The 17,028-nt window shown below is 44.1% G+C and carries 9 protein-coding genes and 3 rRNA genes; all 12 read right to left on the bottom strand.

Annotation, left to right across the window (positions count from 1 at the left end; translation table 11 throughout):
* Positions 1–66 precede the first annotated feature (66 nt).
* Complete coding sequence (gene ispF, locus HRJ06_RS18665) at positions 67–546, bottom strand: 2-C-methyl-D-erythritol 2,4-cyclodiphosphate synthase (protein WP_174734492.1); 480 nt, start codon at positions 544–546, stop codon at positions 67–69.
* Positions 547–561: 15 nt separating this feature from the next.
* A complete protein-coding gene (ispD, locus tag HRJ06_RS18660; protein ID WP_174734491.1) occupies positions 562–1,260 on the bottom strand; it encodes a 2-C-methyl-D-erythritol 4-phosphate cytidylyltransferase in 699 nt (232 codons plus the stop codon).
* Between the two features lie 18 nt (positions 1,261–1,278).
* Positions 1,279–2,367 (bottom strand): PIN/TRAM domain-containing protein, encoded by a 1,089-nt coding sequence (locus HRJ06_RS18655; protein ID WP_174734490.1) that lies wholly within the window; start codon positions 2,365–2,367, stop codon positions 1,279–1,281.
* 245 nt (positions 2,368–2,612) lie between these two features.
* Positions 2,613–3,686: a DNA integrity scanning diadenylate cyclase DisA gene (gene disA / locus HRJ06_RS18650; RefSeq protein WP_174734489.1), complete on the bottom strand. Its 1,074-nt coding sequence runs from the start codon at positions 3,684–3,686 to the stop codon at positions 2,613–2,615.
* Between the two features lie 4 nt (positions 3,687–3,690).
* Positions 3,691–5,070, bottom strand: coding sequence for a DNA repair protein RadA (gene radA, locus HRJ06_RS18645; RefSeq protein WP_174734488.1), 1,380 nt, complete (start codon positions 5,068–5,070; stop codon positions 3,691–3,693).
* A 359-nt stretch (positions 5,071–5,429) separates the two neighbouring features.
* The gene (gene clpC / locus HRJ06_RS18640; protein WP_174734487.1) at positions 5,430–7,868 is read right to left on the bottom strand and encodes an ATP-dependent protease ATP-binding subunit ClpC; all 2,439 of its coding nucleotides are present in this window, start codon (positions 7,866–7,868) and stop codon (positions 5,430–5,432) included.
* A 4-nt stretch (positions 7,869–7,872) separates the two neighbouring features.
* Complete coding sequence (locus tag HRJ06_RS18635; protein WP_174734486.1) at positions 7,873–8,955, bottom strand: protein-arginine kinase McsB; 1,083 nt, start codon at positions 8,953–8,955, stop codon at positions 7,873–7,875.
* A 2-nt stretch (positions 8,956–8,957) separates the two neighbouring features.
* Entirely contained in the window at positions 8,958–9,506 is a 549-nt protein-coding gene (locus HRJ06_RS18630) for a protein-arginine kinase activator protein McsA (RefSeq protein WP_174734485.1), read from the bottom strand.
* Between the two features lie 29 nt (positions 9,507–9,535).
* Positions 9,536–9,946 (bottom strand): CtsR family transcriptional regulator, encoded by a 411-nt coding sequence (locus tag HRJ06_RS18625; RefSeq protein ID WP_197970029.1) that lies wholly within the window; start codon positions 9,944–9,946, stop codon positions 9,536–9,538.
* 1,474 nt (positions 9,947–11,420) lie between these two features.
* Positions 11,421–11,536, bottom strand: a 5S ribosomal RNA gene (gene rrf, locus HRJ06_RS18620).
* Between the two features lie 72 nt (positions 11,537–11,608).
* A 23S ribosomal RNA gene (locus HRJ06_RS18615) occupies positions 11,609–15,235 on the bottom strand.
* Positions 15,236–16,424: 1,189 nt separating this feature from the next.
* Positions 16,425–17,028 (bottom strand): 16S ribosomal RNA (locus HRJ06_RS18610); the annotation flags it as partial.

Genomic DNA, 17,028 nt, shown 5'->3' with positions numbered 1-17,028 from the left:
TTTAAAAACTAATATAACTTGGTTATTTTACCATGCCGAGACCTCTTAATAAAGGTCATTCCACTTTTATAAGGACTTTTTAAGTAAAACAACTGCCTGTGCTGCGATTCCCTCGCCACGGCCCGTAAAGCCTAATTTTTCGGTTGTGGTTGCTTTTACATTGACCTGCTCGGGAGCCGCTTTCAGGAGCTCGGCAATCCTAGCTTGCATAGACTCTATATAAGGTGCCATCTTAGGTTTTTCGGCCATTATTGTACAATCGATATTTACTAGTTCATAGCCCTTGTTCGTTACCAACTCCCATACCAGTTCCATAAGCTTAGCTGAATCAGCATCTTTGAACTCCGGATCAGTATCTGGAAAATGTTTGCCAATGTCTCCAGCTGCAATTGCACCGAGACAGGCGTCAGAAATAGTATGCAATAACACATCCGCATCTGAATGCCCGAGCAGTCCCTTTTCATACGGAATTGTGATTCCGCCAATTATCAGCGGACGGCCTTCCGTTAATTGATGTACGTCAAAGCCTTGTCCGATTCGAAACATATTCAAATTCCCCCATTATATTTTGTTGCCCACCCTCCGGCGCTTTTGAATTATTGCTTCCGCAAAATAAAGATCTTCAGGTGTAGTCAGCTTAATATTGTCATATGTTCCTTCAACAATGGCTACGTCTATGTTGAGGCGCTCCACAAGGCTCGCATCATCGGTTCCTGAAAAACCTTCTTGTTCGGCCGCCTGATGGGCTTTTATAAGAGTGGAAACACGAAAAGCTTGTGGGGTTTGGACTGCCCACAAGCTGGATCGCTCCACCGTTTCTGTAACTAAGCCGTTCTTTGCGATTTTCATTGTATCCTTCACCTGAACAGCCGCCACCGCTGCACCCATGCTGGATGCTTTATTGATAAGCTCATGAATCGTGTTTGTTTCAATAAACGGCCTAGCACCGTCGTGAACCAAGATTATTCCTTCAGGCTTCGCTGCTTTTGCGGCATTATATACACTGTGCTGCCGCTCTTTTCCGCCGGCAACAAGGCTGATTTCCTGCTGAATGCTGTATTCATCCAACAGTTTTAAAAGTTCCTCTTTATCATGAGGATGAATTGCAAGGATAATTCCACCGCATTCTGGATCTCGATCGAACACTCTAAGGGTATGGATAAGAACCGGAATGCCATCCAATTTGAGGAGCAGCTTGTTCTTCTGCGCCCCCATTCTTTTCCCCTGTCCAGCCGCCGGAATAATGACCTGATAAGCCATATAAAAACTCCTATCTACTTATAAAGCTTTTTCCAATAGTTTTGGTTTTGCAAAAATCATACGGCCAGCAGAGGTTTGCAATACACTTGTTACTAGCACGTCTATTCGTTTGCCGATATAATCACGGCCTTCCTCAACAACAATCATTGTCCCATCATCAAGATAGGCGATTCCTTGATTATGCTCTTTTCCATCTTTGATGACCTGAATATTTAGCTCCTCACCAGGAAGAACAACTGGTTTAACGGCATTTGCTAGATCATTAATATTTAATACAGCTACTCCCTGAAGTTCACATACTTTGTTCAGGTTAAAGTCATTGGTAACAACAACTCCGCTTGTTATTTTTGCAAGTTTAACAAGCTTGCTGTCTACTTCCTGAATTTCTTCAAAGTCACCTTCATAAATCTCTACTTTAATGGCCAGTTCTTTTTGAATCCGGTTTAATATATCCAGGCCGCGGCGTCCACGGTTTCGCTTTAACACATCTGATGAATCAGCAATATGCTGAAGCTCTTCTAAAACAAACTGCGGGATCACCATCGTGCCTTCTAAGAAACCCGTCTGACAGATATCAGCGATTCGGCCATCAATAATAACGCTTGTATCCAAAATCTTCAGATCTCCGGCACGTTCTTCTTCGGACTCTTCTTCACCAGACTTTTTCTTTCCTATCTTGTTTGAAAATAAGTTCAAAAGTTCGTCTCTTTTCTTAAAGCCAACTTGAAACCCAAGATACCCAAAAAGAAGAGTAAGCAATGTAGGTGCAACCGTATTAACGATCGGAACCTGAATGGCGTTTAAGGCAAAGCCGATCAAAAAGGCAACTAGCAGACCAAAGAACAGTCCTATGCTGCCGAAGATGACATCCGTTATTGGTGCTTTAATAAGGGATTCCTCTGCCCATTTTATGAAGTTTGTAACATAATCAACTGCCCAGAACGTAATAAAATAAAATATAAGTGCACCCAGGACAGCAGAAACATACGGATTATTAATTAACACGATATCTTCTGTACCAATTAACAACAATAAATCAGGAATTAAGAATATACCAAGCGTACCTCCGATAATAAGGAAGCAGGCTTGAATGATACGTCTTAGCATTCCTTCACCTCCTTCTAATCATTATAAACAATTTCCAAAAATTGAAACCTACTATTAAATAGATTTTAAAATAATTGTTGCCGTTCTGAAATGATTTAAAACAAGCTGTAACAAAAGAGTTTCTATATACTTATGTTGGGAATGTGACTATCTACCTTAAAAGTAGCACCATGGGGGAGGGGTGTCAAATTATACCCATTTGGCTATCTACAGGTAAAAGAAGAGCTCTCTTTTGTTTCTATCCGTTACATATGTTGGTCCGCAATCAGCTGATCTTTAATACTCTTTAATCCGCTCTTTATTTTTCTCGCTCTAACCTCTCCAATACCCTCTACATCATCAAGTTCCTGAACAGATGCGCTTAAAACGAAATGAAATTTCTCAAAGTGCTGAACTAAGTTCTCAATTATGATAAGAGGCAGTCTAGGAATCTTGGAGAGTATGCGGTACCCTCTTGGAGAGATGAACTCTTCTGGCTGGACATATCCTTGGTAACCTAAAAGTTTCAGAATGACGGAATCCTCTATAGTTTCCTTTGTTGACATTGCTTGAAAGCTAGCAACAATTTCTGCCGGGTTAACATCTTTGTCATAGGCATAATCTTTGATCATGAGGACAGCTTCTTTTTCAAGAGTCGTTAAAAGCTCCTGCATTTGCAGCTGAACAAGCCTGCCCTCAGTTCCAAGCTCACTCAAATAGCCATTTAGTTCGTTCTTTATCCTTAACACCATCTCAAAACGATGAATGACTTGGAGAAGATCATTATAAGTAACAAGCTCTTCATATTCAAGAATACCCAGATTCGTTACACTTTGCTCAAGTACCATTTTATACTTATCAAGTGTTTGAAGGGCTTGATTAGCTTTAGTTAAAATAACGGCAATGTCTCTTAGTGCATATCGAAAACTTCCTTGGTAAAGGGTAATTACATTACGGCGCTGTGAGATTGCAATTACCAGAGCATTTGTCTGTCTCGCTGTTCTTTGAGCAGTCCTATGCCTCATTCCGGTCTCAGAGGACGGAATGATTGAATTGGGAACAAGTTGTGCATTGGCAATTAATATGCGGTCCCCTGTCTCGTTTAAAATAATCGCTCCATCCATTTTCGCCAGTTCATATAAAAAATTAGAGCTAAACGTACAGTTAATCTGAAAACCGCCATCGACAATTTCCTTAACCTTATCGTTATATCCTATAACAATAAGGCCTCCTGTATTGGCCCGAAGAACATTATCAATTCCTTCTCTCAGCGGTGTTCCAGGGGCTATAAATCGAAGTATCTCCGTCATTGTTTTTTCATTCAGCCCTTTATTTTCCAATCTATTATCCCCCTAGTGTGACTTTTAGCGCTTGGCTGACAGATGAAACACCAATCAGTTCTATTCCTTTTGGTCCGCTCCAGCCGCTAAGGTTATTTTCCGGTAAAATAACTCGTTCAAAACCGAGCTTCGCAGCCTCCTGAACCCTTTGTTCAATCCTCGAAACCCTTCGAACCTCTCCAGTAAGACCAACCTCGCCTATGATACAGTCCGTAGCCCTGGTTGGTTTATCGTTAAAACTTGAAGCTATACTGACAACAATCGCTAAATCAATTGCCGGCTCATCAAGCTTTACACCCCCAGCTACTTTTAAATAGGCGTCTTGATTTTGTAAAAGCAAACCAACTCGTTTTTCCAAGACCGCCATCAGAAGGGAGACTCGGTTATGGTCGATCCCTGTCGCCATTCGTCTTGGATTACCGAAACTGGTCGGGGATATCAGAGCCTGTATCTCAACTAAAACCGGCCTCGTACCCTCCATTGAAGCAACAACCGTTGAACCGGCTGCTCCTTGAGATCGCTCTTCCAGAAATATTTCAGACGGATTGGCTACTTCTTCAAGGCCTAGCTCTTTCATTTCAAAAATACCCATCTCATTTGTAGATCCAAAGCGGTTTTTAACAGCCCGTAAAATTCTGTATGTATGGTGCCGTTCTCCCTCAAAATAAAGAACCGTGTCCACCATATGTTCCAATAAACGCGGCCCGGCAATTGAGCCTTCTTTTGTAACGTGCCCTACGATAAAAATTGCAATTCCTTTTGTTTTCGCAATTCTCATCAGCTCTGACGTACATTCTCGAACCTGTGATACACTCCCTGGAGCAGAGGTTACATCTGGATGATAAATAGTTTGAATTGAGTCAACAATGACAAAGTCAGGATCTGTACTTTCAATTGTGCGATTAATCTCCTCTAAATTCGTCTCGGAATATACGAGCAAATGTTCTGAGGTCGCTCCAAGCCTGTCAGCTCTCAATTTCGTCTGTCTCATTGACTCTTCCCCGGAAATATATAAGACAGAGTGTTCCCTTTTTGCGAGCTGAAAAGACACTTGCAGCAGAAGCGTTGACTTCCCAATTCCAGGATCTCCGCCAATTAATATGAGCGATCCTTGTACCACCCCTCCGCCAAGTACCCTATTAAACTCATTTAAATCTGTTTTAATACGTGGTTCACTTATTGTTTCAATGGATGTAATCGGTGTGGGTTTGACTGCAACCGTAGTACCCCCAGAATGAGCAAAGGCCCCTCTTCGTGTTTTTCCAGTTACCTCTGTTTCTTCCACCATTTTATTCCATTGGCTGCACCCAGGACATTTTCCCATCCACTTCGGAGATTCATATCCGCACTCCTGGCACATAAATTTTGTTTTTCGTTTAGCCATTAATATTCTTCCTTTCATATAGAAAAGCGAACAGCTGGTTAATAATCCCAGCCTTCTAGCAGATTAGATATAAGGCCAAAAATGCAGCACTGTAGAACGGTCTACCTGCGTGACAAATTTGCTTAAGTTGTACGTATCTATAATACGGTAGTGCTGTTCTTATAGTTTCACGAATCTCATTATATTTTACACCCTAAAGAAACATTCCCGTTAATCCTTATAATAATCCTTTTTTTAAAAAATTGAACACCGGAACTTTCTTTTAAGAACAGCCTGTTTAAAAATCTTCTCTTCATAACTATAAAAAGGGGTACACGGATTTAAATCACGTATACCCCCCTTTCTAGCACTCAAAATGCTTATTGTTTAGCAACCTCTTTAGGAGTTTTCACCACAAATTCTCCACCTTCAACATCAACTGTCACACTTTGCCCTGTTAGGACTGTTCCCTTTAACAGCTCTTCTGAAAGCTGATCTTCAATATGCTTTTGAATCGCTCTGCGGAGCGGCCTTGCACCATATTCAGGATCATAGCCTTCAACAGAAATTTTCTCTTTAGCAGCTTCTGTTAATTCAAGGGTAATATCTTGTTCCTTCAACCGCTTTTTCAACTGTTCAGACATTAATGTAACAATTTCTTTTAAGTGCGGCTTTTCAAGTGAATGGAATACAATTATTTCATCAATCCGGTTAAGGAATTCCGGCCGGAATGATTTTTTTAGCTCCTCCATTACTTTGCCTTTCATATCTTTATAATCCTGGGCACCATCTTGAATATTGAACCCTACATATTTATTCCGCTTTAACGCCTCGGCACCTACATTCGATGTCATAATCACAATTGTATTCCGGAAATCAACGGTACGGCCCTTAGAATCCGTTAAACGTCCATCTTCAAGCACTTGAAGAAGAATATTGAAAACGTCCGGATGGGCCTTTTCAATCTCATCGAGTAAAACAACGGAGTAAGGCTTTCTGCGTACTTTCTCTGTTAATTGACCGCCCTCATCAAATCCTACATATCCGGGAGGAGAACCAACAAGACGGGAGGTCGAGTGTTTTTCCATATACTCGGACATGTCGACGCGAATCATTGCATCCTCATCACCGAACATTGACTCTGCCAATGCCCTCGCCAATTCAGTTTTACCTACACCCGTAGGTCCGAGGAAGATAAAGGACCCAATTGGGCGCTTCGGATCTTTAAGCCCTGCCCGCGCACGCCTTACAGCCTTGGAAACAGCTACAACCGCTTCTGATTGCCCAATTACTCGAGAATGTAATATTTCTTCGAGTTTTAACAACTTATCCGTCTCTGTCTGTGCTAGCTTGGAAACAGGAATTCCAGTCCAGCTTGAGACTACGCTCGCAATATCTTCAACAGTTACTTCACTATTTTCCTGGCCTTGTTTTTCTTTCCAAGTTTTTTTCGTGCCATCAAGCTGTTCACGTAATCGCTGTTCTGTATCTCTTAATGAAGCCGCCTTTTCAAACTCTTGGCTCTGGACAGCAGCATCTTTTTCTTTTCGAACTTCTTCCAGCTTAACCTCGAGCTCTTTCAGGTTTGGAGGAGTCGTATAGGACCTTAACCGTACCTTAGAACCAGCCTCATCAATCAAGTCTATCGCTTTGTCCGGCAGGAATCTATCCGGAATATAACGATCTGAAAGTTTTACCGCTGCATCAATTGCTTCATCTGTTATTGATACACGGTGATGGGCTTCATACCGGTCTCTAAGTCCTTTTAATATTTGAACAGACTCTTCAGATGAAGGCTCATCTACTGTAATCGGCTGGAAACGCCGTTCAAGGGCTGCATCTTTTTCAATATATTTTCTATACTCATCTAGAGTTGTTGCACCAATACATTGCAGTTCTCCACGAGCTAAAGAAGGCTTTAAAATATTCGAAGCATCAATTGCACCTTCTGCCCCGCCTGCCCCGATTAATGTATGGAGCTCATCTATAAAGAGGATAATATTTGCAGCCTGCCGGATTTCATCCATTACCTTTTTCAACCGGTCTTCAAATTCACCACGATATTTTGTACCTGCTACAACGGTACCCATATCCAATGTCATTACCCTCTTATCCCGAAGAATCTCAGGAACCTCATTGTTAATGATTTGCTGGGCCAAACCTTCAGCAATTGCTGTTTTACCGACCCCAGGCTCACCGATTAACACAGGGTTGTTTTTTGTCCGTCTGCTTAACACTTCAATTACCCTTTGAATTTCCTTGCTCCGTCCTATCACAGGATCGAGACTGCCTTCCCTTGCGATCGCTGTTAAATCTCTGGCAAGACTGTCTAGCGTTGGCGTATTTGCATTAGCAGCCCCGCCACCCTGATGGCCCCCAGATTCATTGCTCCCAAGAAGCTGAAGAACTTGCTGACGTGCCTTATTTAAGCTTACCCCGAGGTTGTTTAGTACACGGGCTGCAACTCCTTCGCCTTCTCTAATCAATCCAAGCAGGATATGCTCAGTACCCACATAGGAATGGCCTAATTTTCTTGCCTCATCCATTGATAATTCAATTACCTTTTTAGCACGTGGGGTATAATGAATTGTTTGTGAGGCATCTTGGCCTCTTCCAATTAAATTTTCAACTTCTTTTTGAATTTTTTCTGCACCTAAACCTAAGCCGTATAGAGCTTTGGCTGCAATTCCCTCGCCCTCTCGAACGAGACCGAGCAGGATATGCTCCGTTCCAATATTATTATGTCCTAGCCTAATTGCTTCTTCCTGTGCCAATGCCAATACCTTCTGAGCTCTTTCAGTAAAGCGTCCAAACATCATGTGCTTATCCTCCCAATTCGTTTTGAGTTTCCATTTGAATTCGTTCTCTTATCAAAGCAGCCCGTCTAACATCCCTTTCATTCGGCCTCAAAGGGCCGCCGGCATATTGCTGTAAAAATCCGGGCTGTGTTAAGGTCATTAATTCACTTAAAATTGTTTTGGATATATTTTTTATATAACCCATATCAATACCCAGCCTGACATCGGAAAGGCATTTCGCAGCTTCCTTCGTTTCAATGACTCGGCTATTTGCGAGGACCCCGTATGAACGGTATACTCTATCTTCTAATTGTATGTTTGAAGTTTTTACTAATGCTTCCCGTGCAGACCTTTCTTGTGCGATGATCTGGCTGACTACGCTATTCAAATCCTCAACAATATCGCTTTCCGATTTACCTAGCGTAATTTGATTTGAAATTTGAAAGATATTCCCAAGCGCTTCGCTGCCTTCTCCATATGTTCCTCTTACAACTAGACCGAGCTGGTTAATCGCGGGAACGATACGGTTCATTTGCTGTGTTAATACAAGTCCTGGGAGATGCATCATCACAGAAGCCCTCATGCCAGTCCCCACATTCGTAGGGCAGGAAGTTAAATATCCGTATTGCTCATCAAACGCATAGTTAACTTGTTCTTCCAGCCAGTTATCAATTTTATTGGCTGCTTTCAATGCTTCTGATAGCTGAAGGCCTGGAAACAGACATTGGATCCTGATGTGATCTTCTTCATTCACCATGATGCTAAACTCTTCATTCTCTGATAATAAGCAAGCTCCATGCGTTGAGTTTTCCGCCAGATGGGGACTAATTAAATGCTTTTCGACAAGCACTCTTTTTTGCAGAGGCTGAATATCATCCATTTTTAAAAACTCCAGTTGACTCTTATCTGAAAAGGCTTCATTATTTAATCTTTCTTCAATGGTCTCACTGACCTGTTTGGCCTCTTCATTTTTAAAAACTGTCGGAAATGTAAATTCACTTAAATTTCTCGCCAATCGAATCCGGGAACTCAGAACGATATCTGAGTCTGGACCGTCTGCACTCATCCATGAGCTGACAGCCTGACTAATAAAGCGCTCTAAAGACAATCTTAATTCCCTCCCCCTTGGTAATCGGTCAACTCTTTTTCTAAGGAACGAATTTGATCACGCATTTCTGCTGCTTGTTCAAACTCCTCTTGGGATATCAAATCCTTCAGATTCAGCTTTAACTCCTCAATCTTCTTTCTTAAATGCAGGTTTCCGCCAATTCGCTTTGGTATTTTCCCATTATGTTTGGCGTTTCCGCTATGAAGCCTTCGAATAATTGGACTTAAATGCTCTTTAAACGTTTCGTAACAATTAGCACATCCAAACCTTCCGATCTTCACAAATTGGGGAAAAGTCATCGAACACTCATGGCACTGGATAACTTCCTCCTGATGAAACGTGCTCTGCTTTGTTTTTGGAAAAGCAGGCTCTATGTTTAGAAGTCCGGCTAATAAATTATTAATTGAGAAACCATCTCCCTGATTCATCATAAACAATTCGCCCTTTTCCTGTGCACAGCGTTCACATAAATGCATTTCCGTTTTTTCACCGTTTGTATAGTTAGTAAAATGCAAGGCTGCCGGTCTTTCATTACATTCCTGACAGATCATCCTCTCACCTCTCCAGCGTGCTATCTACTTTATTTATATTTTAAAGCCATTAACATGGCTCTTAGCATTCTTGCGCGCAGTTCATCACGTTGTGGCAGGTCTATATAAATGACCGACCGATCTAGTACACTCAGCATAATTTTCGCTTCTCTTGGTGTTATAACTTCTTCCTCGACTAAGCGAATGACTACATCCTCCGAGCTATTTTGCGGAATCCTGTGTGTTATTAAGGACAACAGCTGATCGATTAAATGGGCGTGATCGTGCATATGGACCTTCATAATTCTTATGTAGCCGCCGCCTCCACGTTTGCTCTCTACAATATAGCCTCGCTCTATAGTAAATCTGGTATTGATTACGTAGTTAATCTGGGATGGCACGCATTGAAATTTATCGGCGATTTCGCTTCTTTTAATTTCAACGATTTCTTGTTCATTCATCTCGAGAACTTCCTTCAAGTATCTCTCTATGATATCCGATATATTTCTCACTTAACCTCCCCCTATCTGACTTTGACTATCTTTGACTTTAATTATACATAATTTTTTTTCATGATGCAATGAAAGCAAATCAGTATTATTCTCTCCAAATACATTATTGTCAAAACCCGCAATAAGGTTGTATTTATCTTTTCTACCCTTATTTTTCCTGAAAAAAACTAAAACTCTCTGTAAAAATTTTTCGGTGGAAATCAAGGGATTGGCCATAATATCTAAAAGTAATAAATCTTGTACTGAATAAAATAAGGCAAGGTCAGTTTGTCTGCGCTTCGTTTGTGCTGATAATTTTTTACTGAAAGTCTTTAAATGAATCTTTAAAAAAGTGAATATAAAAAAGAACAGCTATCTTAGCTGTTCACTATCGTCTTGCCCTCCCGGACAAAGAACAAAAAAAAGAACAGCCCTATTAGCTGTTCTTCGTATGCCTGGCAGCGTCCTACTCTCACAGGGGTAAAACCCAACTGCTTATTTTCATCTCGTATATAGAAATTACCTGTTAGTGATCTCCTTGCTTACAAAGCTTGTTAAAGTCATATATATCTGATTTTGTTTTGAAGTAAAAATACGAATTCGTATAGTAATTCGCACTACCGTTAAAAAGCAAATTGGTAAGTTAATTAGCAAAACTCGGAGACATATCTTATACCAATATTATGGAGTTCAGCATCCCGGTAGTCCATTAGCGATTCTTCAGCTAATTTATTCCTTGTTTAATAGCGGTTCATTCTCTTCTTCAATAGTCTGCTTAACCCCTACCATAAAAGAGCGGACTCGCACGGCTAGCGATTGGAATCTGCATGGTTAATAAATAAGCGGAGAAATTCCTCTTATTTAGAAAAAAGAACGGAAATTAGCTTAAATAAAGGGAAAGATTCCGCCTATTTAAGTCAGAAACATGAAAACCGATCATTTTGGCTTACTTAACGGGAAAACTTCCGCTTATATCCCGAACTGAGCTCTCTATTCTGCAGCATAACGGTAAATCCTCCGCTTATTGTACAGATTACTGGTTACTGAATTAAGGATAAGAAAGAATGTTTATTTATCCGTACTCCCTGTATACCATCAACAACATCAACACCAAATCTTCCACAACTAAAACCCCTAGTAGTCGAATCATTTTTAGCACATCAATTGGTATATGAATTCTCACGCTGACAAGAATTTTATCTGCCTGCCCGTACAGGGAGGGATTCAAATGCCTTGGATTTGACGGAAATTAGCGGTGGATTTCTACAGCCGCCTTCGATCAGGTTCTAGTGTACATCGTATACCCAGGCCTCTCTAACTTGCTTCCCTGACCTACTACCTTTCCATCTTCATACATTCTATTTTTATCATAGTCAAAAAATTGTCTGATCCTCCCGGACAAAGAAACAAAAAAAAGAACAGCTCTATTAGCTGTTCTTCGTATGCCTGGCAGCGTCCTACTCTCACAGGGGTAAAACCCCAACTACCATCGGCGCTGAGAAGCTTAACTTCCGTGTTCGGTATGGGAACGGGTGTGACCTTCTCGCTATCGCCACCAGACTATTTTGAGGTTTGTTCCCTCAAAACTAGATAATGTAATAAAGAAGAAGAAAGCTGAGTATCGCCTTATATTTGGTTAAGTCCTCGATCGATTAGTATCTGTCAGCTCCACGTGTCACCACGCTTCCACCTCAGACCTATCTACCTGATCATCTTTCAGGGATCTTACTAGCTTGCGCTATGGGAAATCTCATCTCGAGGGGGGCTTCATGCTTAGATGCTTTCAGCACTTATCCCGTCCGCACATAGCTACCCAGCGATGCCTTTGGCAAGACAACTGGTACACCAGCGGTGCGTCCATCCCGGTCCTCTCGTACTAAGGACAGCTCCTCTCAAATTTCCTGCGCCCACGACGGATAGGGACCGAACTGTCTCACGACGTTCTGAACCCAGCTCGCGTACCGCTTTAATGGGCGAACAGCCCAACCCTTGGGACCGACTACAGCCCCAGGATGCGATGAGCCGACATCGAGGTGCCAAACCTCCCCGTCGATGTGGACTCTTGGGGGAGATAAGCCTGTTATCCCCGGGGTAGCTTTTATCCGTTGAGCGATGGCCCTTCCATGCGGAACCACCGGATCACTAAGCCCGACTTTCGTCCCTGCTCGACTTGTAGGTCTCGCAGTCAAGCTCCCTTTTGCCTTTACACTCTACGAATGATTTCCAACCATTCTGAGGGAACCTTTGGGCGCCTCCGTTACTCTTTAGGAGGCGACCGCCCCAGTCAAACTGCCCACCTGACACTGTCTCCCGCCCCGATCAGGGGCGTGGGTTAGAATGTCAATACAGCCAGGGTAGTATCCCACCGACGCCTCCACCGAAGCTAGCGCTCCGGCTTCTCAGGCTCCTACCTATCCTGTACAAGCTGTACCAAAATTCAATATCAGGCTACAGTAAAGCTCCACGGGGTCTTTCCGTCCTGTCGCGGGTAACCTGCATCTTCACAGGTACTATAATTTCACCGAGTCTCTCGTTGAGACAGTGCCCAGATCGTTACGCCTTTCGTGCGGGTCGGAACTTACCCGACAAGGAATTTCGCTACCTTAGGACCGTTATAGTTACGGCCGCCGTTTACTGGGGCTTCGATTCAGAGCTTCGCTTGCGCTAACCCCTCCTCTTAACCTTCCAGCACCGGGCAGGCGTCAGCCCCTATACTTCGCCTTGCGGCTTCGCAGAGACCTGTGTTTTTGCTAAACAGTCGCCTGGGCCTATTCACTGCGGCTCATCTAGGCTATTCACCCAAATGAGCACCCCTTCTCCCGAAGTTACGGGGTCATTTTGCCGAGTTCCTTAACGAGAGTTCTCTCGCTCACCTTAGGATTCTCTCCTCGCCTACCTGTGTCGGTTTGCGGTACGGGCACCATTTATCTCGCTAGAGGCTTTTCTTGGCAGTGTGGAATCAGGAACTTCGGTACTTAATTTCCCTCGCTGTCACAGCTCAGCCTTCACGGTAACGGGATTTGCCTCATTACCAGCCTAACTGCTNATTTTGCCGAGTTCCTTAACGAGAGTTCTCTCGCTCACCTTAGGATTCTCTCCTCGCCTACCTGTGTCGGTTTGCGGTACGGGCACCATTTATCTCGCTAGAGGCTTTTCTTGGCAGTGTGGAATCAGGAACTTCGGTACTTAATTTCCCTCGCTGTCACAGCTCAGCCTTTACGGTAACGGGATTTGCCTCATTACCAGCCTAACTGCTTAGACGCGCATATCCAACAGCGCGCTTACCCTATCCTCCTGCGTCCCCCCATTGCTCAAACGATAAAGAGGTGGTACAGGAATATCAACCTGTTATCCATCGCCTACGCCTTTCGGCCTCGGCTTAGGTCCCGACTAACCCTGAGCGGACGAGCCTTCCTCAGGAAACCTTGGGCATTCGGTGGATGGGATTCTCACCCATCTTTCGCTACTCATACCGGCATTCTCACTTCTAAGCGCTCCACCAGTCCTTACGGTCTAGCTTCAACGCCCTTAGAACGCTCTCCTACCGCGGACACCAGATGGTGTCCACCCACAGCTTCGGTGATACGTTTAGCCCCGGTACATTTTCGGCGCAGAGTCACTCGACCAGTGAGCTATTACGCACTCTTTAAATGGTGGCTGCTTCTAAGCCAACATCCTGGTTGTCTAAGCAACTCCACATCCTTTTCCACTTAACGTATACTTTGGGACCTTAGCTGGTGGTCTGGGCTGTTTCCCTTTCGACTACGGATCTTATCACTCGCAGTCTGACTCCCATGGATAAGTCTTTGGCATTCGGAGTTTGTCTGAATTCGGTAACCCGATGAGGGCCCCTAGTCCAAACAGTGCTCTACCTCCAAGACTCTTTCTACATGAGGCTAGCCCTAAAGCTATTTCGGAGAGAACCAGCTATCTCCAGGTTCGATTGGAATTTCTCCGCTACCCACACCTCATCCCCGCACTTTTCAACGTGCGTGGGTTCGGGCCTCCATCCAGTGTTACCTGGACTTCACCCTGGACATGGGTAGATCACCTGGTTTCGGGTCTACGACCACATACTATGACGCCCTATTCAGACTCGCTTTCGCTGCGGCTCCGTCTTCTCAACTTAACCTTGCATGGGATCGTAACTCGCCGGTTCATTCTACAAAAGGCACGCCATCACCCGGCATATCTCCTAAGAAATATGCACAGGGCTCTGACTACTTGTAGGCACACGGTTTCAGGATCTATTTCACTCCCCTTCCGGGGTGCTTTTCACCTTTCCCTCACGGTACTGGTTCACTATCGGTCACTAGGGAGTATTTAGCCTTGGGAGATGGTCCTCCCTGCTTCCGACGGAATTTCACGTGTTCCGCCGTACTCAGGATCCACTCTGGAGGGAACGAAGTTTCAACTACAGGGTTTTTACCTTCTTTGACGGGCCTTTCCAGACCTCTTCATTTACCCCGTTCCTTTGTAACTCCATATAGAGTGTCCTACAACCCCAGAAGGCAAGCCNTCACTATCGGTCACTAGGGAGTATTTAGCCTTGGGAGATGGTCCTCCCTGCTTCCGACGGAATTTCACGTGTTCCGCCGTACTCAGGATCCACTCTGGAGGGAACGAAGTTTCAACTACAGGGTTTTTACCTTCTTTGACGGGCCTTTCCAGACCTCTTCATTTACCCCGTCCCTTTGTAACTCCATATAGAGTGTCCTACAACCCCAGAAGGCAAGCCTTCTGGTTTGGGCTAATCCCGTTTCGCTCGCCGCTACTCAGGGAATCGCGTTTGCTTTCTCTTCCTCCGGGTACTTAGATGTTTCAGTTCCCCGGGTCTGCCTTCAATACCCTATNCTGGAGGGAACGAAGTTTCAACTACAGGGTTTTTACCTTCTTTGACGGGCCTTTCCAGACCTCTTCATTTACCCCGTTCCTTTGTAACTCCATATAGAGTGTCCTACAACCCCAGAAGGCAAGCCTTCTGGTTTGGGCTAATCCCGTTTCGCTCGCCGCTACTCAGGGAATCGCGTTTGCTTTCTCTTCCTCCGGGTACTTAGATGTTTCAGTTCCCCGGGTCTGCCTTCAATACCCTATGAATTCAGGTAAAGATACTGTTCCATTACGAACAGTGGGTTTCCCCATTCGGAAATCTCCGGATCAAAGCTTACTTACAGCTCCCCGAAGCATATCGGTGTTAGTACCGTCCTTCATCGGCTCCTAGTGCCAAGGCATCCACCGTGCGCCCTTTCTAACTTAACCATGTGGTCATCACTGACCTGGTTGTTCTCTTATTCAATAAGAGAGAAAACTAAAATGGCGATTACTCGGTTCTTTCTTTTGCCTTCTTCATNCCTATGAATTCAGGTAAAGATACTGTTCCATTACGAACAGTGGGTTTCCCCATTCGGAAATCTCCGGATCAAAGCTTACTTACAGCTCCCCGAAGCATATCGGTGTTAGTACCGTCCTTCATCGGCTCCTAGTGCCAAGGCATCCACCGTGCGCCCTTTCTAACTTAACCATGTGGTCATCACTGACCTGGTTGTTCTCTTATTAAATAAGAGAGAAAACTAAAATGGCGATTACTCGGTTCTTTCTTTTGCCTTCTTCATTACGATTATCTAGTTTTCAAAGAACAAGGCCTCTGATTTAAATCACATCGTGATTTGCATCTCGGCTTAACTTCATGCTGCCTTGCGACGAGCTGAGAAGTAACCTCCTCGAACTACTGCGGCGCAGAAGCAAACTTAGAATTGAGGAATTGCTCCCTCAAAACTAAACAAACAAGCGTACAACATCACTGACCAAATGGACAGTGTTCCGNTTCATCGGCTCCTAGTGCCAAGGCATCCACCGTGCGCCCTTTCTAACTTAACCATGTGGTCATCACTGACCTGGTTGTTCTCTTATTCAATAAGAGAGAAAACTAAAATGGCGATTACTCGGTTCTTTCTTTTGCCTTCTTCATTACGATTATCTAGTTTTCAAAGAACAAACTTTCGAGGAATTGCTCCCTCAAAACTAAACAAACAAGCGTACAACATCACTGACCAAATGGACAGTGTTCCGATTGTCTTTACGACAATATCCTTAGAAAGGAGGTGATCCAGCCGCACCTTCCGATACGGCTACCTTGTTACGACTTCACCCCAATCATCTGTCCCACCTTAGGNAAATGGCGATTACTCGGTTCTTTCTTTTGCCTTCTTCATTACGATTATCTAGTTTTCAAAGAACAAGGCCTCTGATTTCAATCACATCGTGATTTGCATCTCGGCTTAACTTCATGCTGCCTTGCGACGAGCTGAGAAGTAACCTCCTCGAACTACTGCGGCGCAGAAGCAAACATAGAATTGAGGAATTGCTCCCTCAAAACTAAACAAACAAGCGTACAACATCGCTGACCAAATGGACAGTGTTCCGATTGTCTTTACGACAATATCCTTAGAAAGGAGGTGATCCAGCCGCACCTTCCGATACGGCTACCTTGTTACGACTTCACCCCAATCATCTGTCCCACCTTAGGCGGCTGGCTCCAAAAGGTTACCCCACCGACTTCGGGTGTTACAAACTCTCGTGGTGTGACGGGCGGTGTGTACAAGGCCCGGGAACGTATTCACCGCGGCATGCTGATCCGCGATTACTAGCGATTCCAGCTTCATGCAGGCGAGTTGCAGCCTGCAATCCGAACTGAGAATAGATTTATGAGATTGGCTTCACCTCGCGGCTTCGCTACCCTTTGTTCTATCCATTGTAGCACGTGTGTAGCCCAGGTCATAAGGGGCATGATGATTTGACGTCATCCCCACCTTCCTCCGGTTTGTCACCGGCAGTCACCTTAGAGTGCCCAACTGAATGCTGGCAACTAAGGTCAAGGGTTGCGCTCGTTGCGGGACTTAACCCAACATCTCACGACACGAGCTGACGACAACCATGCACCACCTGTCACTCTGTCCCCCGAAGGGGAACGCCCTATCTCTAGGGTTGTCAGAGGATGTCAAGACCTGGTAAGGTTCTTCGCGTTGCTTCGAATTAAACCACATGCTCCACCG

It is taken from the genome of Mesobacillus harenae (genome assembly GCF_013343715.1).
GTDB lineage: Bacteria > Bacillota > Bacilli > Bacillales > Cytobacillaceae > Mesobacillus_A > Mesobacillus_A harenae.
Note: the sequence above shows the minus strand (reverse complement) of the source record. Positions and strands in the feature narration are given on the sequence as shown.

Bases quoted from the DNA above. Each gene is read 5' to 3' on its own strand.
- HRJ06_RS18630 (WP_174734485.1), bottom strand. From the start codon at position 9,506: ATGATCTGTCAGGAATGTAATGAAAGACCGGCAGCCTTGCATTTTACT.
- HRJ06_RS18625 (WP_197970029.1), bottom strand. From the start codon at position 9,946: ATGAATGAACAAGAAATCGTTGAAATTAAAAGAAGCGAAATCGCCGAT.
- clpC (WP_174734487.1), bottom strand. From the start codon at position 7,868: ATGATGTTTGGACGCTTTACTGAAAGAGCTCAGAAGGTATTGGCATTG.
- radA (WP_174734488.1), bottom strand. From the start codon at position 5,070: ATGGCTAAACGAAAAACAAAATTTATGTGCCAGGAGTGCGGATATGAA.
- ispD (WP_174734491.1), bottom strand. From the start codon at position 1,260: ATGGCTTATCAGGTCATTATTCCGGCGGCTGGACAGGGGAAAAGAATG.
- HRJ06_RS18655 (WP_174734490.1), bottom strand. From the start codon at position 2,367: ATGCTAAGACGTATCATTCAAGCCTGCTTCCTTATTATCGGAGGTACG.
- ispF (WP_174734492.1), bottom strand. From the start codon at position 546: ATGTTTCGAATCGGACAAGGCTTTGACGTACATCAATTAACGGAAGGC.